The sequence below is a fragment of the Acinetobacter sp. GN11 genome (assembly GCF_054823985.1).
The window spans coordinates 1-22,022 of sequence record NZ_JRVL01000172.1 but is presented as its reverse complement, the minus strand read 5'-3'; the positions used below and the strand labels follow the sequence as shown (position 1 = coordinate 22,022).

The following is a 22,022-nucleotide window of genomic DNA, read 5'->3' as shown; positions in this document are numbered from 1 at the left end:
TAACAGTTGGGGGTGTTTTTTTATGCACGGAATTGAAATTAATATGGAAATTCGTGCTATAAACAAAATGCCTTAAAATGATAATAAGAGTGTTAATAATGAAATTTGTAGGATTAAAAATATTTATCTTTATGATAGCTATAATATTTGGTAGTAAATCTATCCATGCTAATGAAGCTGTAGAAGGAAATTCAACTGAAATTCAGAAGAATTTAGAAAGTTGGTTACCTCCTAAATCTACTGATTTAACTTATAAAAAAGAAATATCTAAAGATAAAAATTTGATTACAACAAATTATATTATTTCTAAAGATGGAAAAACTTTAGAGACATGGATATATACTAGTTCATCTGAAAAGAATGCTTCACTAGTTGCAGTTATTTCCCATCAAATGAATTAATTAGAACAATTCAATGTATAGAAGAGCTAAGTTTTATTAAAAGAGCTCTTCTAAATTGATTATTTCAACTGTCTACGAGCATGTTTTAAAGCAGTGCGAAGACCTTCTTCAAGGGTAGGGTGATAGAAAGGCTTCTCTAGAATTTCATTTAAAGTCAATTCTTCGCCTATTATCCAGCTTAATAGATGAGCCATATGCTCTGTTGCTTCTGTAAATAGCTCGGCACCTAGAAGCTTTTGACTTTCTTTATCTATATAAATCTCAATAGAACCTCTATTTTTCCCAAGAACTATAGCTCTTCCTTGCCGTTCATAAGAGGCTTCACCTGTAATAAAGTCTATACCGTTATCTTTTAGTTGTTTATAACTTTGCCCGACGATTGCCATTTCAGGATGACTGAATACAATTCCTAATGGAGTAAGTGTCTTCACTGAATTAACCTGTGGGTAATTCAAACAGTTATAAACAACTTTCTTGCCTTCATGTGCAGCTTCATGTTGTAGTGGTGTCGAGGTATAAGCATCACCAACAACAAAAATTGGATATGTATCTAACTGCTTGGTTTTTGCATTTATAGGTAATAATTTAATATCTTTAAAAGAATTATCAATATTCTCTAGTTTTAAAGTATCAATTAAACTTGTACGGCCTGTTGCTGCTAAAACATACTCAACTTTGAGAGTTTTCTCTGTTTCATTAAGTTGGTAAGTTAATAAAGCATTTTCTTCACCGTATTTAACTTCACTTGGTAGCGTTTCGAATAGAATTTTTAACTCTTTACCTAGCTCTTTTTGTGCAAGTTGTTGAAGCCTAGAACTAGTAAGTACTCCAATCCGTTTACTGCGAGCAAAGATTGTAGTCTCTACCCCTAAACGATGCATTGCTTGAGCAATCTCAAGGGCAATTACACCACTACCAATGACAGCAATAGATTTAGGTAGTGTTTTTAACTCGAATATTTGATCTGTTGTTATAAGCCGATTACCAAGTTCTTTCTTCCAAGTTTGTTCATAATTAGGAGTTGAACCGACAGCTAGAATAAAACTTTTTGATTGGTACCGTTGCCCATTAACTTCTACAGTTTGTGGATCAATGAAATGTGCTTTACCAGAAATTTTATGTTCTGCAGGCCATTGTTCTACATCTTTTAAAGTTGCTTGCGTAAAACGATCACGTAAAGTTTGTACGTGCTGCATCACTTGATCTGTATTAATTTTTGCAGATACCTCCAAAGCAACCTCTTGAGCATTTTGAATGTCAAACATACGATTTGCTGTAGAGATGAGGACTTTACTTGGCATGCAGCCTACACGGGCACAAGTGGTATCCCATGGTCCATCATTTATAATTAAAATATTATTGGTATGTTTAACGGCTTCTTTATATGCGCTAATACCAGCAGTACCTGCACCAATGATAATAATATCGAACATTGTCATTAAGCTATTTTAATAGATATTTAGAATATATAGAAAAACCCTCTTGAACAGAGGGTTTGCTTCTAATTATTTAGCTTTAAAATGTAAATTTTTGCATAAAAGGCGTTTTTAAAGTGGTTGAAACAGTCCCATTATTGATTAATAGATTGACCTTCAATGCTTATGCCATTAATGACATGTTTAAATTCTTGTACCCATAGTTACTCCAACCGTCGGTTTTACTTGCATTGAGGAGCATGCTGTAAGAATTAAACAGCTTAGAAGAGCGAATATAAATTTATTCATAAAAATTAATAAATGATTCAAAAAAGATTTAAATACTTTAGATCAATATTATTTTTAGTTCTGTTGAATTCGTGCAGAGATATGCAAAATAAGTTATCAAAAAAACCCTACTTTAAGGAAGAAATAGGGTTCTATAGAATATTAATTTCTTAAAATTAGTCGTCTAATAAATCCATCTGTTTTGCTAATTGATAGAGATTGTTTGAACGATTTCCTGTGCGGCAAAACATAAGGATAGGTTTTGGTAACTCGTTGTAATGATTTGCAAAAGTACGTACATCGAGTTCCGTAATTTGTCCAGCTACAACAGGTTGATAAACATAGTCTAGATCTGCTTGGCGTGCTGCTTCTTCAATTTGAGCACTTGTAGGCTGTTCTGGGCCGCCTTCCATATCTGGTCGATTATTAATAATCGATTTAAATCCTTTTTCTACAACTTGGCCAACATGCTCTGGACCAATTTGACCTGCGAAACCAACATTATCTGACATTTCGTCACTCCAAAATTTAACAAAACCTCTTATGCTGTATCATAGCATTAAGCTTAACCTGAGATACAAGACACTCGTGTGTTGTTCTGACTGAGAAAGTTATGTCTTATAGCTAAGTTATAAATTTTAAAAATGATCATTACGCTATTTTAAAATTGGTTATTCATATTCTATTTCAACGGAGCACATATGCACGCTTATACGGTTGAGCCTTTATATGTTCCATGTGGTCAGGAAACGATCGCAGCTGATTTTTATATTCCTAAAACTAATAAGAAATCTGCCGTAATTATTATGGCCCATGGTTTTGCAGCGTTGCGTCAATTTAAATTAATCCAATATGCTCAGCGGTTCGCTCAAGCAGGTTATGCTGTTATTTTGTTTGATTATCGATATTGGGGTGGGAGCACTGGCAAGCCTAGAGAAATGGTCTCAATCAATTCCCAATTAGAAGATTGGAAGACCGTTATTCAATATGCTTCGACCTGTAAGCTTGTAGATAACCGAAGGATTGTGCTGTGGGGAACTTCTTTAAGTGGTGGATATGCGCTAAGCCTAGCTTCTGAATTAAAGAATATTCAGGCAATCTTAGTACAAATTCCTTATGTAGATGGCGCTGAAACTGCCAAGCTCTATCCTTTGCAACGTTATCCTCAAGCATTGAAGTTGTCGAGTCAGGATTATATGGGATCAAAAATGGGACTTAATCCAAAGAGATTACCTGTCGTCGATCAACAAAATTTATGCTTTATGCCTACAGCAGATAGTTATTATGGTTATCTATCAATTGTAAATCCTGAATATTATTGGAGTGGGGAAGTCCCAGCTCGTGTCTTTTTTAATTTGATGCGATACCGTCCAATTCAAGTTGTACGCCAGATTAATATTCCAGTTTTATTTATTGCGGCTCAAAAAGATTCACTTATTCCTATTGAGTCCAGTCGCGAAGCTGCGACAAATATTGCACCTTTTGTGAGTTATCATGAGTGGGATATGAAACATTTTGATATCTATCACGGTTTATGGTTTGAAAAAGCAGTGATAACCCAATTAGAATTTTTACATCAGCATATAGGAGTGATGTAAATGATTATTGTATGTGCATCGTGCGGTGCAAAAAATCGAGTTCCGGAAGAAAAACTTCCTGAGCAACCAAGCTGTGGGCAATGTCATCAGCCATTACTACCGCTTGCACCTATTGAGCTAAACGAGCAAAATTTTAGTAACTACATCACGAATAGTGATTTACCTATTCTCATAGACTTATGGGCAGAATGGTGCGGACCCTGTAAAATGATGGCGCCACATTTTGCGCAGGTCGCAAAACAGAATCCAGGCGTTATCTTTGCCAAGATTGATACCGAAGAATCTCCTCGCTTGAGCCAAGCTTTTCATGTGAGAAGTATTCCGACACTTGTCTTAATGAATAAAACGACAGAGGTCGCGCGTATTAGCGGTGCATTACGTGCGCCTGAATTGCAGCAGTGGCTCGATCAACAACTTCAAACGAATTTCGGGAGCTAAGGTGTCAGAAGCTTATACCAAACCAGAAGGAATTTTATCTTTACAAACGATTGCCATGCCAGCAGATACAAACTGGAGTGGTGATGTGTTTGGTGGATGGATTGTGTCACAAATGGACTTGGCTGGAGCAATTCACGCAGAACGTTTCAGTCGTGGCCGCTGTGCTACGATTTCCATTAATCAGATGACCTTTTTGGTTCCGGTAAAGGTTGGCTTTGTCATTAGCTGCTATACCAAAATCTTAAAAGTTGGAAATACTTCTATTCAGATGCAAATTGAAGTTTGGGATAGTCATGATGACTCTCGTGAGCCAATACGTATTACTGAAGGAGTCTTTACCTTTGTAGCAGTGGATGTAAAGGGTAATAAGCGTCAAATACCAGAAGAAGCAAGACAAAAGTTTTTAGATACTCAATAAACTTAGAAAGCCTGAATATCAGTATTCAGGCTTTAATCTTTATACAAAAGAAAAATTAATTTTTAGAAATTAAAACATCGTATTGGTATTTTTGCTTTGTTCTGGAATATTTTGTATCACATCCCAATGCTCTACGATTTTTCCATTTTCGACACGAAATATATCAACAATCGCTCTTCCTCGATCTTTTTCATTTTCAGTCGAATGGACATGTAAAACGACAAGATTACCTTCAGCAATCGCACGTTTAATCTCATTTTTAGCTTGAGGATTCTTTTGGAATTTTTCAGTGAAGAAATTAACGAAAGGTGCTTTCCCATCTGGCACATTAGGATTGTGCTGAATGTATTGTTGACCAATATAACGGTCTGCATATTCTTTGACTTTATGTTTTAAAAAGATGCCTTCATAAAAGTCGATGACTATTCTTTTGTTTTGAGCGCTTACTTTATCTATCGCTTCTGATTTTGTCGAAGTTAATTTACTGGTTTTAACGTGAGGTTCAGTCGCATAAATCGTTATTGTTGTAAATATTAAACTGCTAAACAAAGAGGAAAGAATCAGTATTTTTTTCATTTTGACCTCAAGATACAAAAAATAATTTTTTATATCTTGAGGCAAATAAAAATCTAAAAGTACTTTAGATTAGTTATTATTTCTTACGTTTAGGTAACCATGCCCACAGCATTTGGCAGTGGATTGGTTCATTGCCCGCATCATCAATGACAGTAACCGGAATCACAAGTTCACCTTTCTCATTATCTGCAATAAACTTTTGCTGTTCAGCAGACAATGTTGCTGTAGCAGTCAAACCGCCTTCAACTACTTTTAAATAATCTACATGCAATGATTTGATTAATAAAATGCGGTTATCAGGAATATGTAAACCGGTTAGAAAACCTGTTGCAGTTTCTGCTAAAAGAGCCATCGCCGCAGCATGGACTCCTTTAATATGATTCTGCATATTTTTTTGGTTTTCTAAGCGGACAGTAACGTGGTTTGAGTCTACTTCCAGATAGCGGATATTTGCTGTACCCACCATTGGCACGATACGACCAAACGCCTTGCTCCAAAGCGTACTCCGAATACCTTTAGGGAATTTTGAAGTCGCTTTTACCAGTTTTGATAGACGGTTGGATTGAGACATGGATTTACCTTAGCTTTGAATGTCACGACAAGAGATTAGTCTTTAAAGTTATTAAACTGCAATGGCACACCAAATTGTTGTTCACGTAAAAAATTCATGACTTGTTGTAAAGTGTCACGCTTTTTATCCGTTACACGAATTTTGTCGCCTTGGATAGAAGATTGCACTTTAACGCCACTTTCTTTAATGGCTTTATTAATTTTTTTTGCAGTATCTGAGTCAAGACCATCTTTAAGTTTAATCACTTGTACAAAGTTTTTGCCTGAAGCAGCCGCTTTTTGTGGATCAAGTGCTTGCACATCAATTTTACGTTTATAAAAATGATTTTCTAACATGTTGTAAACCTGTTCACACTGGAAATCACTTTCGGTACTGATTTTAATTTCTTTATTTTTTTCGTTTATTTCGACTGAAACATCATGACCACGAAAGTCAAAACGTGTTGCAATCTCTTTTTGTGTGTTCTGTACAGCGTGATTAACTTCAAAAATCTCTAATTCAGAGACAATATCGAAAGAAGGCATAGTTTAGACCTTTACAAAGGGAAAGAATATTTGAGATGCTAAGAGGGTTTTCTTCATTTGCCAAGTGTTGTTTACATCAAAGGAGTGCACAATGATCCGTAAACAAGAAATTACAACATTTGAATTCCCAGAAAATGCTGTTATCTGGGATGTCCGTGATACAAATGCTTATGCAGAAGGGCATGTTAAAGGTGCGGTAAATCGCCCGATTAATGATTTGAATGCTGATATTTTGAACCAGGTCTCTGCGGGTCAGCCGATTTATATTTTATGTGGTGGTGGTAGCAAAGCTCCTCGTGCAGCTGAGACACTAGAAGGATTGGATGCCTCGCGTGAATATGTCGTGCTGATGGGGGGGACTCGTGCAGCTCGTGATGCCGGCTTGCCTCTAGAGCAGGGCGCATAAAAAAAAGCACCTTAGGGTGCTTTTTTATTGAAGAGAACTACTGTGGTTTGAAATACGGCTTTTTAGCTTTTACTTTTTTTTGGAATCTTTGAGGATTCAATTTCTGTAATAGGCGGTCCGGTACAGGACAAGCTTCTCCTAATATCTGCGCAACTAAGATTTCGCTGCATAGTGGAGCAAATAGAAAGCCTTTAGAACCCAGACCAGCAAAAGTAGCAATTCGGCTATTTTCCTGCATTTTTCCTAACAGCGGGAAATAATCTAAGCTTTGTGCGCGGATAGATGCACGGCCTTGCCATATCGAAGTTGATGGTAACTTTTCTGCATATTCAGGAAATACGCTGTGGATTAATTCAAAGTTATGCACATGGTCGTCGGTAAGTACATCTTGATCTTCACGATTTGGGTAAAAAGACGCACCTAGAATCATCTGTGAGGCATCAAGCTGCATGCAATACCCCCCATAGCTATAAGCTTCATTTAAAGGTAGGGGAGCAAAAGAATTATTAACCCAGCTCACTTGTCCGCGTATTGGTTTTAACTGTGGATAGCTTTCAAATAAAGCAGCACTTTCCCGAGCACAGCACACAACAACATGGTCTGCTTCAGCAATAACCTCATTACCAGCCTGCAATTGAACTTTATTTTCAAAAGGAACCAGTGCTTTGACATGGACAATTTTTAGAGCAATTAAAGGGTGTTTCAAAATTTCATCACGTAGTTGATGTGGTGAAACAGAACCCGCTTCGGTCAGTGAAACACTTGAGTATGTAGTTTCAAGTGAGTTTGTTGAATGGGTAACAACATCAGCTGGATATTGATTTACAAGATCGAGAAGTTCATCTGCATTTTTCAATGTGATTTGTTGTATTTGAAGTGGACGGAATGCTTGAAAATTTTTATAAAAATTTAAGGCATGTTGCCAACTTAAAGTCATGAGATGTTCATGGCTTTGTTCAATCGGACATAGTTTAGGATTAAGCAATGCCAAAGGGTTTCCAGAAGCGCCAGATAATGCTTTTGTTTGCTCATATAGAGTTATTTGGTGCCCGCGTGCTGCAAATGCCCACGCCGTAGTTAAACCTGCTACACCAGCTCCTATAATCGCAATATGCTGTTGTTTGTTACCTAATGAGTGAACTTGGTCTAATTCTAAGGACTCATCATCAGATTGAGGTGGGTTCCATATTGCTTTGAGCATTTCCCGTTTATGTCGAAAACCACGTGGACGGGAAATACTAATACCATGCTCTTTTAGCCCACGTTTTAAAACACCCGCGACACTAAAAGAGGAAAATGTACTGCCATAGTCAGAAAGACGTACGATATGGCTTAAAACGTTTTGTTCCCATAGCTCTGGATTGCAAGAGGGTGCAAAGCCATCTAAAAACCAAGCATTTACTGCTTTCGTTTTAGCCATGCTTGGGAAAATATCTTGTGCATCTCCTAACCATAAGTCGATGCTAAAACGCTCGTTGGGAAAAGTTAAGCGATGACATCCTGCAATAGGGAGCGGATATTGTTCAATTAACTGCTCTGCAAGTGGTTTAAGCTCATCCCAGACATTTAAAGCACGAATCAGGTCAGCTTTATTTAATGGAAATTTTTCAACACTTATGGCATGTAAATGACTTTGATTGTCTGGACGGACCTGTTGCCAAAGTTGCCAGAGTGCAAGAATGTTCAAACCAGTACCAAAACCAGTTTCTCCTACACTGAAATATTCAAAATCTTTTAGATTGGCTAAGCGTTCTGATAAGTCGTTACCATTTAGAAAAACATGTCGTGTTTCAAGTAAGCCATTATCTTTAGAGAAATAGACATCACCAAATTGTTTGGAAACGGGAACCTCGATACCATCGATGAGTTCCCAGTCCAGTTCTGCTGTTTGTATACGGTTTGATACGTTCATTTAGTTTAATAAGTTGCTTGGATTTACCACTGGCGTCGACGTTTTGTATGAATATAACTAGCGATAAAAAATCCTAGCAATACGCCACCAGCTAAGGTAACAGCGCCATATAAAAACATTTGCGCACTACGTTCGCTTTGTAAGACTTGAACCTGAACAGAGAGGCTATCATTTTTTAACTGTAACTCTTGGTTCTGGGCGAGTGCTTCAAGATTGGCGTGTTCTAACTGTTTTAAACGAGATGCTTGATCTTGAACTAAAGCTTTGATTTTCGCATCTTGCTGTTGTTTATTTTTTACAAGCTGTTCAGCCGTAAGTGGTTGAGTTGTAGTGGCTGTTTTTACACCTGTTGGTGCTGTAGGAGCGGGTTTAGGTGCCTGAGTTGAAGGCGTGCTTGGAGGAGTTGTTGCTGGTGTTGCAGCAGGTTCAACTGCTCCAGCAGTTGAACATATCAAACACAAGCCAAGAAAGCTTTTGATTGCAGGCTGCATGCGATTACCCTTTTGGAAATGCTTTATTAAACGGTTTTACATCAATGTGGGCATAGATGCCTTCTTTGAGAAATGGCTCTTCTTTTAACCATTCATCTAATGCTTCGCGACTGTCGAATTCAACAATCATGGTGCTGCCATAAAAACCTGCCTGAGGATCATTGGGGTCTTTTGGCATAGCTCCCGCTGTAACAAGGCGGCCTTCATCATCAAGTTTTTGCAAACGTTCAATATGCTGAGGGCGTACTGCTAAGCGCTTCTCTAAAGTTCCTTCGTTATCGGTACAGCTTAGAACAAAAAAAGGCATGTAATCGTATCTCTATAATCAATCAGGAACCACTTTAAGCGTCTGGTGACTTAAAATGCTTACGTAAAATAATGAACTGAATAATGATAAATGAAAACATGACAATCATGTCACCAAATGCAGTAAATTCACCCCAATATTTTCCGCCGTGAAATAAAAATGCAAAGAACACGTGTAAACAAGACATCACTACAAACATGACTGCCCAAGCGAAGTTTAGATTTTTCCAACTTTTTTCACTTAACTCTAAAATAGGGTCAAATAAACGTCTTATAAGAGGTTTACGATCTTTACCAAACCAAGGTGAAACCAAGAATGCGCCTGCAAAAACCAAATTCAAAATTGCAGCTTTTAGGCGAATATAAAAATCATCACTTAACATGAGGGTGATGCCACCAAAAATTACAGTCATAAACAATACGAACCACTGTTGTTTATCTAGACGGAATTTTTGGAAAACAAATAGGGCACCATATACCACAAGCATTGAAATAATTAAGCCAGTAGTTGCTACAAGAATATTATTATTATCGACACCACCAGCAGACCCGATCAATTTAAGTAAAGGATGCTGTGCGTTAGCTGGATCAACTGTTTTATATAAATAGAAGAAAATAATTAATGGAACAAAGTCCAGAAGTGCTTTCATGTTAGAGTATCTGATCAGGTTTGGTGAATGGCATAGTATAAAAGATGCAAGGCATAGATTTACATACACATAGCAATATTTCTGATGGAACTTTGTCTCCGGAATTACTGGTGCAAGCTGCTATTGATGTGAATTTGCATACTTTAGCTTTAACTGACCACGATACAATGGATGGGTTACAGCGAGCTAGAATTGCTGCACAAGGCCATGATTTAAAAATCATTTCTGGTACAGAAATTTCAAGTCAGTGGTCACGCCTAACAACCAAAAAGAGTTATGGCGTACATATTGTTGCTTTAAACATGCAAGATGAAGCACCAATTTTAGAAGCATTAGAACAACAAAAAAGAGTACGAGCGCAAAGAGCTCAAGTAATTTGTGATTTATTAGAAAAATGTATTGGTTTTCAAATTTATGACGATGTTCTTGCCAAAGTGGAAAATCAGGCTGATCGAGTGACAAGAACTCACATTGCTAAAACATTGGTCGAAAAGAAAGTTGTAACCCGTCCTCAACAAGCATTTGATCGTTTCTTAAAAGAGGGAAGACGTGCTTTTGTAAAATTTGAAGGTTTAGGGTTAAAAGAAACAATTGACATGATTCATGAAAGTAAAGGGTTAGCAGTTTTAGCTCATCCAACCCGTTACGATTTATCTGCTACTAATGTGCGATATTTAATTGAATTGTTCGCGACCTCAGGTGGAGATGCAATTGAGCTACCTCCACCCATGGAAACATTATCTACTCGTCATATGGTTGATCGGATGATTGAGCAATATCAATTGGCCGTATCGATTGGCAGCGATTTTCATGGTGAAAATATGCCATGGATTAAATTGGGAAATACTCCTAAACCAACGGCTAATCAGCAAGGTGTTTGGGAGCGTTTTCTCTAAATATTGCTTTAGAGCAAGTTATTATCTTGAGCTTGAATTGGAGGAGGTGTAGGCTTGCCTAGTGTTCCTAAAAGTTCAATTTCGATACTACGTACCATGGCGTCTAAAGGTAAATCATTACTTTGAGTACCAAAAGGCTCTTCAATTTCCGAGCTTAGTGCATCAAGTCCTAAGAATGTATATGCCAAAATTCCAACCAGTAAAGGTGTTGCTAAACCAAGCAATGAACCAAGACTAAACGGCAACATAAAACAGAAAAAATAAACAGTGCGATTGAGCAAAACTGAATAAGCAAATGGAATTGGTGTATTGGCGATTCGGTCACAGCCAGTTTGCACAACACTTAAATCTGAAACATTTTTATTCATCTGCGCATAGATGATGTCAGAGATTTCACCTTCTTTAAGTGCTTGTAATAATTCCCAGTGAATGAGGCTCAGCGTGTATTGAGGGGCATTATTTTGCTGATAGAGTTGGGTGAGTGCTTGCTGGCTCATACCACTGGTTTGTATTAACTCAGTTGGATTCGCAGTCTGACGACGTAAACGATCACGTAACACATTAGCAAAAACAATCACATGTTGAATGACACGTTCACGGCGGGCCTGAGTCAAAATCCGGCAGTCACGATCAAAATGGCGTGAAGTTGCAATTAAAACGCCCCATAATTTTCGGGCTTCCCACCAACGGTCATAACACGCAGTATTTTTAAATCCTAAGAAAATAGAAAGAACGACACCAATCAGAGTAAAACCAACCAAAGGAATTTCTGGAAAGCGATAAAGGTTGATGTATTCTACGCCACCAATGATTGCCGAGATCAACATAACAAACCCTAAGGAGGGGAGAATTTTGGGTAAAATCGTCCCTCGCCAAGAGAATAAAACTTTGAAAATACTAGGTTGATCACGAACAATCATTTTATTTTAAGCATCACTATTTTTGTTTCGATATTCTAGGCTTAGTTAAGTTTTGTCAATATTATTGAACTGATCTTGTGGCGGGGTTGAGCAGTTGTTGTTCAGCAAATGAAAAGCTTCCTTCGGGAGAGATAATAAAATGATCCAAGAGATGTATTTCGACAAGTTGACATGCATGTTCTAGTTGTTGAGTTAAGGCAATATCTTCAGCAGAAGGTTGTGCTGAACCAAATGGATGATTGTGTGCAATCACGAGCTGACAAGCATGTTGTTGTAAGGCGTAGCGTAAGGTTTGATTGACCGAGACTGCACAATGTTGCACAGAACCAAAAAATAGCTTTTTAAAATGGAGCTTTCTTAATTCTGGGTCTAGACACAGCACAGCAAAGACTTCTTGTTTCTCGCCTTTTAATTCATAGCGCAAATAATCCAAAACTAAATCAGAAGAGTGAAGACTAAGATTATTTTTCTGAAAGTGATGATCGAGATAACGCCGTCCGAGTTCTTTGACTGCCAGTAATTGAGAGTATTTCGTTGCTCCAATTCCGTTAAATTGAGTTAGGTCACTTAACGATGAATCAAATACTGCATTTAGGCTACCAAAATGTTGAATGAGTAAACGTGACAATTCGACTGCTGAATGTTGTCGCGAGCCTGAGCGAAGAAAAATCGCCAATAGCTCTGCATCAGAGAGACTTTGAGGGCCTTGTTGTAATAACCGTTCTCTTGGCCGCTCTTGTTCGGGCCAATTTTTAATAGAAGTATTCATATTCCCCAGCATAATTCGCTTAAAATTTTATTTTGTTTGCCCAATCAATCTTGGGTCTGCGCGTATTTAATGCTATTGTGAGCGCCACTGCAACAGTAAGGTATCCTGTTCGTGAGCTTTGATCTAAGTGTTATTCCTCATAAAAACATCGTTTTAGCTGTTACTGGCGGAATTGCTGCCTATAAAAGTGCCATCTTAGTCCGCCGCCTCAAAGATTATGGCTTTGATGTGCGTGTGGTCATGACACATGGTGCTCAGGCATTTATTACTCCACTAACTTTTCAGGCTCTTTCTGGTAATCCTGTCCATACTGAACTTTTAGACCCAGCGGCTGAAGCTGGAATGGGACATATTGAATTAGCACGTTGGGCTGATTTATTACTGGTTGCGCCTGCAAGTTGCGATACTTTGGCAAAATTTGCGCATGGTTTAGCAGATGACTTGCTCAGCACAGTATTTTTGGCAACAAAATCTCCTGTATGGGTTGCACCTGCCATGAATCAGCAAATGTGGGCGGCCAAAGCTACACAACGAAATTTACAAACCTTGGTCGAAGATGGCGTGCATGTGATCATGCCAGATGCGGGTGAGCAGGCGTGTGGTGATGTTGGGTTAGGGCGTATGCCAGAACCAGAAGAAATTGCTAAGCAAGTGGCTGGCTATTTCCATCAGGCTCAACGTGCAATCGCTGAAAAATTTGGGTTGTTGGCAGGTAAGCGAGTTGTGATTACCGCTGGGCCAACGCGTGAAGCGATTGACCCTGTTCGTTATATCTCGAACCATAGTACCGGTAAAATGGGCTTTGCTTTAGCGGCTGCTTGTTACGCTGCTGGTGCACAAGTGACTCTGATTGCTGGACCTGTAAGTTTAGATACACCGAATGGTGTAAAAAGAGTAAATGTTGCCTCAGCACGACAAATGTTAGATATCAGTATGAACTCGTTAGAAACAGGCTGTGATATCTTCATTGCAACTGCCGCAGTCGCTGACTATCGCGTAGCAGAAGTTGCCGAGCATAAAATTAAGAAAGCAGGGGATGAGTTAAATGTTTCCCTTGTAAAAAATCCAGATATTGTGGCAACCATTGCAGGTCAGGAAAAACGTCCATTTATGGTGGGCTTTGCAGCTGAAACACAAAATGTTGAAGAATATGCGGCAGGAAAACTGGTTGCTAAAAAACTCGATATGATTGCATGTAACGATGTGTCTCGTGCAGATATTGGTTTTGCTTCTGATGAAAATGCGATGACAGTTTTCTTCGCTGAAAACTATCACATGAAAAAGCGTGAGTTAGAGAAAGCATCTAAACAAGAAATTTCTCAACAGTTGGTTGAAGCAATTTCGGATGCATTGCGCCGTAAATAATATGTTTTAAATAAAAAACCGCGAATTAATCGCGGTTTTTTTATATGTCTTACTTTATCCAACTTAAGGAATGTCATCTTCAAATTCAGGTTTAACTTGAACGATGAAGTCTTGACGGTTAAGACCACGCCATAAGGCAAAAGCTGTACCGATATAAATTGAAGAATAAGTACCTACAAAGATACCGACAAACATTGCAACAGAGAACCAGTGTAAGCCATCACCACCTAAGAACATCATTGCTAGAACGACTAGCATTAAGGTCATGGATGTATGAATGGTACGACGTAAAGTTTCAGTTAAAGCAATATCGACGATTTCACGAGGAGTCGCTCCACGAATTTTACGGAAATTTTCACGGATACGGTCTGACACTACAATGTTATCGTTAAGCGAGAAGCCAATAACAGCAAGTACCGCAGCTAAAACCGTAAGGTCAAACGGCCACTGGAATAATGCAAAAGCACCAATAATAATGATGATGTCGTGGAATAAAGACATCACTGCACCCATCGCGAGTTTAAACTCGAAACGGATCGTCACGTAGATCAACATTAAAATAAGTGCAAGGGCAACTGCACCAGCAGAACGAACATACAGCTCGTTACCGACTTGACCGCCAACAGAGTCCACTTTATGAACTACTGCAGCATTGTTTGGTAATTGCACAGCCTTATTGATGGCATTACTAAGGTCTTCGACCTTAATATCTTGTACAGGCATGCGCACGATTAAGTCTTTATTACTACCCAGTGTTTGTACTACCGCATCTTTAAAACCAGCTTTACCGAGTGCCTGAACAACTTCAGACTGATTTGCTGGTTGAGCGTAGTTTAACTCGACAGAAACACCACCTGTAAAATCCAAACCGAGGTTAAGACCTTTAGTTGCAATAAAGAAAATACTCGCCAACGTAATCAGGATCGAGAAGATTGCCGCAGGTTTGGCAATCTTCATGAACGGGATGATTTTTGCATCATCCGGACGAGTATATTGTTTTGAATCTTGTTGAGTCATTTTAGTCATCATCGATCTCCTTAAATGCTCAACTTTTTCAAGTTACGGCGTTTACCATAAATGATTTGTACAATTGCGCGAGTCACTGTAATTGAAGTAAACATCGAACACACAATACCAATCATTAATGTTACTGCGAAACCTTTAATTGTGCCTGAACCAATTGCAAACAAAATGAAAGCAACGAGGAACGTCGTTAAGTTCGAGTCAAAAATGGTGTTATAGGCTCGATCATAACCGGCCACAATGGCCTGCTTGGGCGAGGCTCCCCAGAGCATTTCTTCTCGAATACGTTCACAGATCAATACGTTAGAATCGACCGCCATACCAATGGTAATAACGATACCAGCAATACCCGGTAAGGTGAGGGAAGCCCCAATCCATGACATGACTGTTAAAATCATTGCTAAGTTAACAACAAGTGCAAAGTTAGCGATTAAACCGAATAGACGGAAGAAAACCACCATCCAGATTGCAACAAGCAAGAAGCCGATTTGAGTTGATAATACGCCTTTATCAATGTTTTCTTGACCAAGACTTGGACCAACTACACGTTCTTCAACAAAATACATTGGCGCAGCCAAAGCACCTGCACGTAGCATTAATGCAAGTTCTGATGCTTCTTGAGGAGAACTTAAACCAGTAATACGGAAAGTTGAACCTAAAACGGCTTGAACTGTTGCAGCATTGATGACTACAGATTCAGTGTATGGAGTACGAACTTCTGTTTGTGCACCAGTTTTAGGATCTGTGACATAAGTAATTTTTTGCTTATTTTCGATGAACAATACCGCCATGCGTTTACCAACAGCATTACGAGTTGCATCGGACATAAGCTTACCACCAGCACTGTCGAGGGTAATATTTACCTCGGCACCACCAGAATCTTGGCTAAAGCCAGAGCTTGCATTTTGAACACGCTCACCAGTCAAGATACGGTTACGTTGCAACAAAAGTTGACGACCGCTATCTAAAGACTCATAAGCAAAAACTTCTGTGCCCGGAGGTAAAGGTTGACCATTATATTTACCTGTATATGGGTCAATATATTGATCATTTGAGTCAGAAACTAAACGGAATTCGAGGTTTGCAGTACGGCCTAAAACACGTTTAGCTTCAGCTGTATCTTGCACACCCGGTAATTCAACAACAATACGGTTGCTACCCTGACTTTGTACCAATGCTTCTGCAACACCAAGTTCGTTAATACGATTACGTAATGTTGTTAAGTTTTGGTTTACCGCATACGACTGGATTTCTTGACGACGTACATCAGTATAAGAAAGCTTTAAAGTAGAACCTGTAGAGCTTGCTAATGCCTGTTGGGTATATTCATTCCCATTACGACGTAAAAAATCCATTGCTGCATCACGGTCAGCATTGTCAGCAAATTGAACAGTGATTACATTGTTTGTTAATGTAAGACTATTAAATTTGATTTTGTTTTCACGGAACTGACGACGCAAATCGGTGGCAGAGGTTTCCATACGTTGGGCAACGGCTTTGTCCATATCTACTTCAAGCAAGAAGTGGACACCACCACGTAAGTCCAAACCAAGTTTCATTGGTTTTGCGCCAATCTTTTGCAGCCATTCCGGTGTGGTTGGTGCAAGGTTTAGGGCGACAACATATTGATCACCTAAGTCACGGCGTAATACTTCTTTTGCTTTCAACTGCGCTTCAGAAGAGCTGACACGCAAGAGGGCAGCATTATTTGTAAAAGTATTATCGTGATTTGCAATATTTGCTGTTTTTAAAATTTGCTCTGCTTTTTGCACCACACTTTGATCAATTTGGGTACCAGCTTTGGCACCGGAAATTTGAACGGCGGGCTCATCCGGATATAGACTAGGCAGTGCGTATAATGTACTGACTACCAGAACAACCAGAATCAGTAAATATTTCCATGCAGGGTAACGCATTCGCTTTCTTCTTAAATGAAAAAGTCGTGCTAAAGCACGACTGTTTTATGATTAAAGGTTATTTAGAGTGCCTTCAGGTAATACTGAAATTACGCTGGCACGCTGAATTTTTACTTCTACACCACGGCTAAGTTCAACAACTGCATAGTCACCTTCAATTTTGGTCACTTTGCCCATTAAACCACCAGCGAACACAACTTCACTACCTACACCTAAGCTTTCGATTAAAGAACGGTGCTCTTTAGCACGCTTTGCTTGAGGACGCCAAATTAAGAAATAAAAGATTGCAACGAATACAACAATCATCAAGATGTTTGGCAAAATACCTGTAGTTGGGCCAGCTGCCGGTGCTGCATGTGCAGCAGAAATTAAAAAGCTCATTTTGATTTCCTAAAGTTAAAAATATGAGTCAGATACCTGACATAATCCTAATTCGTTTTGCAATTTACCTTGTCTTGAGGTTGAGCGCAAATCGGGCTTATTCATCAACCGGACATGGTGGAACTTCTAAACCACGACGGGCATAGAAGTCCTGAACAAATTCATCAAATGTGCCATTCTCTAATGCATCACGCATACCTTCAGTTAAACGTTGGTAATAACGTAAGTTATGAATGGTACCGAGCATAGACGCTAACATCTCTCCACATTTTTCAAGATGGAATAGATAAGCACGGGTAAAGTTCTTACAAGTGTAGCAATCGCAATGTGGATCGAGCGGACTTTGGTCATGGCGATATTTACTATTACGAATACGTACCAGACCATCAGTGACAAAATAATGACCGTTTCGCGCATTACGGGTTGGCATTACACAGTCGAACATATCGACACCACGGCGCACCGCTTCAACGATATCTTCCGGTTTACCAACGCCCATCAAGTAACGCGGTTTGTCTTGTGGCATTTTGCTTGGTAGATAATCTAAAACTTTGATCATCTCATCTTTAGGTTCACCTACAGATAAGCCGCCAATCGCATAACCATCAAAGCCAATTTCAAGAAGGCCATTTAAAGACTCATCACGTAAGTCTTCATACATACCGCCTTGAATAATGCCAAATAACGCATTCTTATTTTTGAGTTCATCATGATGATGGGTTTTACAACGTTTTGCCCAGCGTAAAGAAAGCTGCAATGATTTTTGTGCTTCTTCATGAGTTGCAGGATAAGGTGTACATTCATCAAAAATCATGACGATGTCAGAGTTCAAGACCTGCTGAATTTCCATAGAAATTTCAGGCGATAAAAATACTTTTGAACCATCAATCGGCGAGCGGAACGTAACACCTTCCTCTTTGATTTTGCGCATTGCGCCAAGACTAAAAACCTGGAAACCGCCAGAGTCAGTCAAAATTGGCTTATCCCATTTAATAAAGTTATGCAAACCGCCGTGTTCTTTAATCACTTCAAGACCCGGACGCAAATATAAATGGAAGGTATTTCCTAAAATAATTTGTGCCTGAATGTCTTCGATATCACGTGGTAGCATACCTTTGACTGTGCCGTAAGTCCCCACTGGCATAAAAACAGGTGTTTCAACAACACCATGCTCTAAAGTTAAACGACCACGACGGGCGCGCCCCGACTGACCTAATTTTTCAAACTTCATCTAAAAATCCTGAACACGAGCAGAGGCGAAGAAACAGTTCGCTGCTAAAAAGAGAGCTATTTTCCTTGATTCTGCGATGTAGTTCTACTACTAAATGTAGCTGGCTATAAAATAGATTAAATTTCCGACAGGTTAGGGGCTGTTTTTTTCCTATTAAAAATTAGGTTTATAGTCAAAATTTTCATTAACAAGATTATCCTTAAAAGGGCGAATCGCTTTCTTGGATAAAGTTAAGGTGTTAATGAGATTGTTAGGGAATACTTCAATCTGGTTGTTGAATAGCTCGACATTACGGTTAAAAATAGTAATCGCCGCACCCACATTTTCGTTTTGTTCCTGAATGTCGTCCATCATCTTGCTATAGAGTGAATCCGCTTTAAGCTCAGGGTAGTTTTCAACAACAATATTTAAGCTGCGAATCAATTCTTTGCTCATTTTCTCGATTTGTTGGAGCTGAGAAATATCAGTGTTATTCACATTTAAATTAAGAATTTGCTGACGTAATTCAGTGACTTTTTCTAATGTCGATTTTTCAAAATGAGTATATTGATTAAGTGTTGTCTCAAGCGCCTCTAAAGTCTTTACTTTTTGACGTTCGAAATTGGCAACCTCAGACCAAGCGCGTTTAGTCGCATTAAAATAACGTACAATGGTATTGCGGATGTGAACGCCCCAGACGATCAGTACAACAAAAATCCCCAAGAAAATAAATAAACCAGTCATGGTCAGTTCCTTATTGTTATTCCCTCAATGTACTTTTTGACTTCTCATTTTTTAATGAGACGACAATCAAGTAATACGAGAGATTTATTTAATTAAGTTCAACATTAATTGCTGAAATTTTTCATATTGCGGCATGGTCATGGTACGTAAGTGCCCACGCAATGCTGAAACATCATGAATTTCACTTTGCTTACTGGTGGTCTGAAAAAGATTTTGCTCACCCAGATAACACAAAATTTGTTCTTCGTGATGATAAATTAAATCACCTTTAAAGTGCTGAAAAAAATCATTTAATTTTAAAGTTAAGCTTGGGCTGACCTCTTTGGCTAACTGGTGTTGATTAACCCCAAAAATATTAAGTTCTTGGTTAATTAAAATATCGCTACTTTGCCATTTACTGCTGTAGGGAGTAAAAAAACGAGAACGTTGATTGCTAACAGCAATACCCAAAGCTGGTATTTGAAATATAAAAGCGCCCCATAAGTCTTTATGAATTTCTTTTATAATTTTTTTATCGCTATTTTGGTCTTGAATAATAGGGATTTCATTAACGTAATGATATTGAAAGAGCAAGACCTGATGATCGGTTACTCCATCGTTCCATGTAGCCGAAGCAAACTGAGTGATTTCGTTAGACTCAGTCCCTCGGTTAAACAGAGGGAAATACTGTTTTAATTTACTCAGAACTAAAACTGGCTGAGCATGAATGGGAAGATAAGCTGGTAACTGCTGAAACTGTAAACCGTAACGCAAAATCACCATGCGTTGTTCTAGATAACGAATAACTTGTGTTAAGGGTTCTTGAGATTGATAGAGTAAATACGCTAAAAAACCCGTTAAAAAGGCACCTAAAAAGCTCCAAATATATTGAATATGTGGATGAAGAAAATAGCCAAAGGCCAATGTTGTGATGCTGCAAATGGCGAGTAAATAGGGGAGCACATTAAAAAAGCGAAGGTTGTGATCTTCACGCCATGGATGTAAAGCATCTAAAAGATCTTGGGCTGAATGAGATTTTTGTCCAGCATCCCAAAGTCGAGCAATATTGCGAAAAACCTGTGTATTTTTTTTGCGTCTTATATGAAGAGCTTCTTGTACAGTATCGATTGGCATGAAAGTAATGAGTTCATTATCATAAAGAGCTATTTATAGATTATCTTTTAAATTGAAAGAGATAAATACAAAATATTTCTAAATTTGGAATTTTTATTTAAAAAATTGATGTCTGAGTTTTATAGATAAATTTCTGCAACTCACAGAGCTAAATTCATTATTTTTTGTTGTAAGTATTTGGATTGAGTTAAACCTTTTCAATAATCGATATGGTTTAACTCAACCATAATTTTTAAACTTCTAATTTATCAACCAGCATTGCGTCGCCATAACTAAAGAAACGATAGCTGCTTTTAACTGCATGCTCATAGGCAGCCAAAATGTTGTCTCGATTTGATAGTGCTGATACCAACATGAGCAGAGTAGACTCTGGCAAATGGAAGTTGGTAATTAAACGGTCTACGATGCAGAACTCATAGCCAGGATAGATAAAGATTTGTGTGTCACCAGTCCAAGCTGCGATTTTTCCGCCGTGTGCTTGGGCTGCACTTTCTAAGGCACGTGTCGCAGTTGTACCAACAGCAATCACTTTATTTCCGCGTGCTTTAGTCGCCAAAATTAAATCAATTGTTTCTTGAGGAACATCACACCATTCACTGTGCATGATATGGTTGGTAATGTCATCAGTACGAACGGGCATAAATGTGCCGGCACCAACGTGAAGAGTCACAAAGGTTTTTTGAACATTTTTTTGTTCTAACTTTGCTAATAATTCTTCATCAAAATGTAAGCTTGCAGTGGGTGCGGCAACACTGGCAATTTTTTCAGGATTATGAAAAACCGTTTGATAGCGTTCAGTGTCAATTTCTTCTACTTCACGGTTAAAGTAAGGCGGAATAGGTAACTGACCATATTGCTCAAGGACAGGCAAAATTGGTTGTGAAAACTCAACGACAAATAAATTTTCGTGACGACCACGTACAATCACAGGAATATTATCTGCACCGACATAAAGTTCAGCACCTGCTTTAGGCGAGTTGCTCGATTTAATATGACAATACGCTGTGGTGTGGTTCAGCATGCGCTCAACCAAAATCTCAATAGCACCGCCTGTAGAACGTTTTCCTTTAAGTCGAGCTTTCATGACTTTGGTGTCATTGAGTACTAGCAGATCACCTTCTTCGAACAGATCGATAATGTCTGTGAACATGTGATCGTGATATTGACCCTTTGAGTCTAGGTGCAGCAACCGCGAAGCACTACGTGATTCGAGAGGGTAACGGGCAATAAGTTCATCAGGTAATTCAAAGGAAAAGTCAGACAGTTGCATATTTAGAAAAAAACACCGCAAAAATTGCGCCTAGTATAAACTTTTTCGCTTTTTTATGGCTGTGCTTCTGGCCTAAATCATGAAAAATGTTTAAGTGATCTAAAAGTGAACGATAATATTCACTTAGGGTTTGACAAGTTTTACAAACGCGCTAATATACGCAACACAAACATACTTCCTCTCCCGAGGTGGTGAAATTGGTAGACGCGGCGGACTCAAAATCCGCTGTCAGAGATGACGTGTCGGTTCGAGTCCGACCCTCGGGACCATATTCAGAATCCTAAGATTCTACGAAAACCCCTAAGCTAACGGCTTAGGGTTTTTTTGTTGGGTTAAAATAACTGCCTATCAATTATAATTTTATCTTTTATTGTTAATTTATAGAATGTTTTGATCTCTTATGAAATTTCATTTGGGAGAG

26 protein-coding genes and 1 tRNA gene are annotated in these 22,022 nt (G+C 38.6%); 8 read left to right on the top strand and 19 right to left on the bottom strand.

What is annotated here, in order from left to right; translation table 11 throughout:
• Positions 1–98: 98 nt before the first annotated feature.
• Complete coding sequence (locus NL42_RS14670) at positions 99–401, top strand: hypothetical protein (protein ID WP_461313293.1); 303 nt, start codon at positions 99–101, stop codon at positions 399–401.
• A 59-nt stretch (positions 402–460) separates the two neighbouring features.
• Here NL42_RS14670 and NL42_RS14665 read toward each other — a convergent pair whose 3' ends face one another.
• From NL42_RS14665 to NL42_RS14655, 3 genes are all read right to left on the bottom strand, one after another.
• Positions 461–1,834, bottom strand: a complete 1,374-nt coding sequence (locus tag NL42_RS14665) for a dihydrolipoyl dehydrogenase (RefSeq protein ID WP_461313292.1) — start codon at positions 1,832–1,834, stop codon at positions 461–463.
• A 186-nt stretch (positions 1,835–2,020) separates the two neighbouring features.
• Positions 2,021–2,125, bottom strand: a complete 105-nt coding sequence (locus tag NL42_RS14660; RefSeq protein WP_371864353.1) for a lipoprotein — start codon at positions 2,123–2,125, stop codon at positions 2,021–2,023.
• A 155-nt stretch (positions 2,126–2,280) separates the two neighbouring features.
• On the bottom strand, positions 2,281–2,616 hold the full coding sequence (locus NL42_RS14655; protein ID WP_016137245.1) for a protein tyrosine phosphatase family protein: 336 nt from the start codon (positions 2,614–2,616) through the stop codon (positions 2,281–2,283).
• A 189-nt stretch (positions 2,617–2,805) separates the two neighbouring features.
• Here NL42_RS14655 and NL42_RS14650 point away from each other — a divergent pair, with 189 nt between their 5' ends.
• From NL42_RS14650 to NL42_RS14640, 3 genes are read left to right on the top strand one after another with little or no spacing between them, the layout of a single operon-like run.
• A complete protein-coding gene (locus NL42_RS14650) occupies positions 2,806–3,702 on the top strand; it encodes an alpha/beta hydrolase (protein WP_461313291.1) in 897 nt (298 codons plus the stop codon).
• Positions 3,703–4,140: a thioredoxin TrxC gene (trxC, locus tag NL42_RS14645; protein ID WP_003655112.1), complete on the top strand. Its 438-nt coding sequence runs from the start codon at positions 3,703–3,705 to the stop codon at positions 4,138–4,140.
• 1 nt (position 4,141) lies between these two features.
• The gene (locus NL42_RS14640; RefSeq protein ID WP_004789061.1) at positions 4,142–4,558 is read left to right on the top strand and encodes an acyl-CoA thioesterase; all 417 of its coding nucleotides are present in this window, start codon (positions 4,142–4,144) and stop codon (positions 4,556–4,558) included.
• 69 nt (positions 4,559–4,627) lie between these two features.
• Here the strand turns inward: NL42_RS14640 and NL42_RS14635 are convergent, their stop codons facing one another.
• From NL42_RS14635 to NL42_RS14625, 3 genes are all read right to left on the bottom strand, one after another.
• Complete coding sequence (locus NL42_RS14635) at positions 4,628–5,134, bottom strand: nuclear transport factor 2 family protein (RefSeq protein ID WP_461313290.1); 507 nt, start codon at positions 5,132–5,134, stop codon at positions 4,628–4,630.
• Positions 5,135–5,210: 76 nt separating this feature from the next.
• On the bottom strand, positions 5,211–5,705 hold the full coding sequence (locus NL42_RS14630; protein ID WP_127493948.1) for a DUF4442 domain-containing protein: 495 nt from the start codon (positions 5,703–5,705) through the stop codon (positions 5,211–5,213).
• A 35-nt stretch (positions 5,706–5,740) separates the two neighbouring features.
• Positions 5,741–6,229 carry a YajQ family cyclic di-GMP-binding protein gene (locus NL42_RS14625; protein ID WP_004638746.1) on the bottom strand — a complete coding sequence of 163 codons (489 nt, stop codon included), beginning with the start codon at positions 6,227–6,229 and terminating at the stop codon, positions 5,741–5,743.
• Between the two features lie 91 nt (positions 6,230–6,320).
• On the opposite strand from NL42_RS14625, the gene NL42_RS14620 reads away from it, so the two are divergent.
• The gene (locus NL42_RS14620) at positions 6,321–6,635 is read left to right on the top strand and encodes a rhodanese-like domain-containing protein (protein WP_016137240.1); all 315 of its coding nucleotides are present in this window, start codon (positions 6,321–6,323) and stop codon (positions 6,633–6,635) included.
• Positions 6,636–6,672: 37 nt separating this feature from the next.
• Here the strand turns inward: NL42_RS14620 and mnmC are convergent, their stop codons facing one another.
• From mnmC to NL42_RS14600, 4 genes are read right to left on the bottom strand one after another with little or no spacing between them, the layout of a single operon-like run.
• On the bottom strand, positions 6,673–8,547 hold the full coding sequence (gene mnmC / locus NL42_RS14615) for a bifunctional tRNA (5-methylaminomethyl-2-thiouridine)(34)-methyltransferase MnmC2/FAD-dependent 5-carboxymethylaminomethyl-2-thiouridine(34) oxidoreductase MnmC1 (RefSeq protein WP_461313289.1): 1,875 nt from the start codon (positions 8,545–8,547) through the stop codon (positions 6,673–6,675).
• A gap of 23 nt (positions 8,548–8,570) precedes the next feature.
• Complete coding sequence (locus NL42_RS14610; RefSeq protein ID WP_461313288.1) at positions 8,571–9,038, bottom strand: hypothetical protein; 468 nt, start codon at positions 9,036–9,038, stop codon at positions 8,571–8,573.
• A 4-nt stretch (positions 9,039–9,042) separates the two neighbouring features.
• Entirely contained in the window at positions 9,043–9,345 is a 303-nt protein-coding gene (locus NL42_RS14605) for a YciI family protein (protein ID WP_005309522.1), read from the bottom strand.
• Between the two features lie 34 nt (positions 9,346–9,379).
• A complete protein-coding gene (locus tag NL42_RS14600; RefSeq protein WP_461313287.1) occupies positions 9,380–9,994 on the bottom strand; it encodes a septation protein IspZ in 615 nt (204 codons plus the stop codon).
• Positions 9,995–10,038: 44 nt separating this feature from the next.
• Between NL42_RS14600 and NL42_RS14595 the strand changes: the two genes are divergently transcribed.
• Positions 10,039–10,890, top strand: a complete 852-nt coding sequence (locus NL42_RS14595; protein WP_461313286.1) for a PHP domain-containing protein — start codon at positions 10,039–10,041, stop codon at positions 10,888–10,890.
• Positions 10,891–10,898: 8 nt separating this feature from the next.
• Here the strand turns inward: NL42_RS14595 and NL42_RS14590 are convergent, their stop codons facing one another.
• Complete coding sequence (locus NL42_RS14590; RefSeq protein WP_005309531.1) at positions 10,899–11,810, bottom strand: bestrophin family protein; 912 nt, start codon at positions 11,808–11,810, stop codon at positions 10,899–10,901.
• A 61-nt stretch (positions 11,811–11,871) separates the two neighbouring features.
• Positions 11,872–12,591, bottom strand: a complete 720-nt coding sequence (gene radC / locus NL42_RS14585; RefSeq protein WP_080645490.1) for a RadC family protein — start codon at positions 12,589–12,591, stop codon at positions 11,872–11,874.
• Positions 12,592–12,690: 99 nt separating this feature from the next.
• On the opposite strand from radC, the gene coaBC reads away from it, so the two are divergent.
• On the top strand, positions 12,691–13,944 hold the full coding sequence (gene coaBC, locus NL42_RS14580) for a bifunctional phosphopantothenoylcysteine decarboxylase/phosphopantothenate--cysteine ligase CoaBC (protein ID WP_461313285.1): 1,254 nt from the start codon (positions 12,691–12,693) through the stop codon (positions 13,942–13,944).
• 63 nt (positions 13,945–14,007) lie between these two features.
• Here the strand turns inward: coaBC and secF are convergent, their stop codons facing one another.
• The 7 genes from secF to queA all read right to left on the bottom strand — a co-directional run bounded on the left by secF (position 14,008) and on the right by queA (position 21,601).
• Positions 14,008–14,973, bottom strand: a complete 966-nt coding sequence (secF, locus tag NL42_RS14575) for a protein translocase subunit SecF (RefSeq protein ID WP_080645489.1) — start codon at positions 14,971–14,973, stop codon at positions 14,008–14,010.
• Between the two features lie 8 nt (positions 14,974–14,981).
• On the bottom strand, positions 14,982–16,883 hold the full coding sequence (secD, locus tag NL42_RS14570; protein ID WP_461313284.1) for a protein translocase subunit SecD: 1,902 nt from the start codon (positions 16,881–16,883) through the stop codon (positions 14,982–14,984).
• A gap of 51 nt (positions 16,884–16,934) precedes the next feature.
• Positions 16,935–17,264 (bottom strand): preprotein translocase subunit YajC, encoded by a 330-nt coding sequence (gene yajC, locus NL42_RS14565; protein WP_003655131.1) that lies wholly within the window; start codon positions 17,262–17,264, stop codon positions 16,935–16,937.
• Between the two features lie 97 nt (positions 17,265–17,361).
• On the bottom strand, positions 17,362–18,495 hold the full coding sequence (gene tgt / locus NL42_RS14560) for a tRNA guanosine(34) transglycosylase Tgt (RefSeq protein ID WP_004638765.1): 1,134 nt from the start codon (positions 18,493–18,495) through the stop codon (positions 17,362–17,364).
• A gap of 153 nt (positions 18,496–18,648) precedes the next feature.
• Complete coding sequence (locus tag NL42_RS14555) at positions 18,649–19,218, bottom strand: LemA family protein (RefSeq protein WP_461313283.1); 570 nt, start codon at positions 19,216–19,218, stop codon at positions 18,649–18,651.
• An 84-nt stretch (positions 19,219–19,302) separates the two neighbouring features.
• Positions 19,303–20,331 carry a hypothetical protein gene (locus tag NL42_RS14550; protein WP_461313282.1) on the bottom strand — a complete coding sequence of 343 codons (1,029 nt, stop codon included), beginning with the start codon at positions 20,329–20,331 and terminating at the stop codon, positions 19,303–19,305.
• 232 nt (positions 20,332–20,563) lie between these two features.
• Positions 20,564–21,601: a tRNA preQ1(34) S-adenosylmethionine ribosyltransferase-isomerase QueA gene (queA, locus tag NL42_RS14545; RefSeq protein WP_461313281.1), complete on the bottom strand. Its 1,038-nt coding sequence runs from the start codon at positions 21,599–21,601 to the stop codon at positions 20,564–20,566.
• Between the two features lie 182 nt (positions 21,602–21,783).
• On the opposite strand from queA, the gene NL42_RS14540 reads away from it, so the two are divergent.
• Positions 21,784–21,870: transfer RNA gene (locus NL42_RS14540), tRNA-Leu, on the top strand.
• Positions 21,871–22,022: the final 152 nt, after the last annotated feature.

Bases quoted from the DNA above. Each gene is read 5' to 3' on its own strand.
- NL42_RS14670 (WP_461313293.1), top strand. From the start codon at position 99: ATGAAATTTGTAGGATTAAAAATATTTATCTTTATGATAGCTATAATA.
- NL42_RS14665 (WP_461313292.1), bottom strand. From the start codon at position 1,834: ATGTTCGATATTATTATCATTGGTGCAGGTACTGCTGGTATTAGCGCA.
- NL42_RS14660 (WP_371864353.1), bottom strand. From the start codon at position 2,125: ATGAATAAATTTATATTCGCTCTTCTAAGCTGTTTAATTCTTACAGCA.
- NL42_RS14655 (WP_016137245.1), bottom strand. From the start codon at position 2,616: ATGTCAGATAATGTTGGTTTCGCAGGTCAAATTGGTCCAGAGCATGTT.
- NL42_RS14650 (WP_461313291.1), top strand. From the start codon at position 2,806: ATGCACGCTTATACGGTTGAGCCTTTATATGTTCCATGTGGTCAGGAA.
- trxC (WP_003655112.1), top strand. From the start codon at position 3,703: ATGATTATTGTATGTGCATCGTGCGGTGCAAAAAATCGAGTTCCGGAA.
- NL42_RS14635 (WP_461313290.1), bottom strand. From the start codon at position 5,134: ATGAAAAAAATACTGATTCTTTCCTCTTTGTTTAGCAGTTTAATATTT.
- NL42_RS14630 (WP_127493948.1), bottom strand. From the start codon at position 5,705: ATGTCTCAATCCAACCGTCTATCAAAACTGGTAAAAGCGACTTCAAAA.
- NL42_RS14625 (WP_004638746.1), bottom strand. From the start codon at position 6,229: ATGCCTTCTTTCGATATTGTCTCTGAATTAGAGATTTTTGAAGTTAAT.
- NL42_RS14620 (WP_016137240.1), top strand. From the start codon at position 6,321: ATGATCCGTAAACAAGAAATTACAACATTTGAATTCCCAGAAAATGCT.
- mnmC (WP_461313289.1), bottom strand. From the start codon at position 8,547: ATGAACGTATCAAACCGTATACAAACAGCAGAACTGGACTGGGAACTC.
- NL42_RS14610 (WP_461313288.1), bottom strand. From the start codon at position 9,038: ATGCAGCCTGCAATCAAAAGCTTTCTTGGCTTGTGTTTGATATGTTCA.
- NL42_RS14605 (WP_005309522.1), bottom strand. From the start codon at position 9,345: ATGCCTTTTTTTGTTCTAAGCTGTACCGATAACGAAGGAACTTTAGAG.
- NL42_RS14600 (WP_461313287.1), bottom strand. From the start codon at position 9,994: ATGAAAGCACTTCTGGACTTTGTTCCATTAATTATTTTCTTCTATTTA.
- NL42_RS14595 (WP_461313286.1), top strand. From the start codon at position 10,039: ATGCAAGGCATAGATTTACATACACATAGCAATATTTCTGATGGAACT.
- NL42_RS14590 (WP_005309531.1), bottom strand. From the start codon at position 11,810: ATGATTGTTCGTGATCAACCTAGTATTTTCAAAGTTTTATTCTCTTGG.
- radC (WP_080645490.1), bottom strand. From the start codon at position 12,591: ATGCTGGGGAATATGAATACTTCTATTAAAAATTGGCCCGAACAAGAG.
- secF (WP_080645489.1), bottom strand. From the start codon at position 14,973: ATGATGACTAAAATGACTCAACAAGATTCAAAACAATATACTCGTCCG.
- secD (WP_461313284.1), bottom strand. From the start codon at position 16,883: ATGCGTTACCCTGCATGGAAATATTTACTGATTCTGGTTGTTCTGGTA.
- yajC (WP_003655131.1), bottom strand. From the start codon at position 17,264: ATGAGCTTTTTAATTTCTGCTGCACATGCAGCACCGGCAGCTGGCCCA.
- tgt (WP_004638765.1), bottom strand. From the start codon at position 18,495: ATGAAGTTTGAAAAATTAGGTCAGTCGGGGCGCGCCCGTCGTGGTCGT.
- NL42_RS14555 (WP_461313283.1), bottom strand. From the start codon at position 19,218: ATGACTGGTTTATTTATTTTCTTGGGGATTTTTGTTGTACTGATCGTC.
- NL42_RS14550 (WP_461313282.1), bottom strand. From the start codon at position 20,331: ATGCCAATCGATACTGTACAAGAAGCTCTTCATATAAGACGCAAAAAA.
- queA (WP_461313281.1), bottom strand. From the start codon at position 21,601: ATGCAACTGTCTGACTTTTCCTTTGAATTACCTGATGAACTTATTGCC.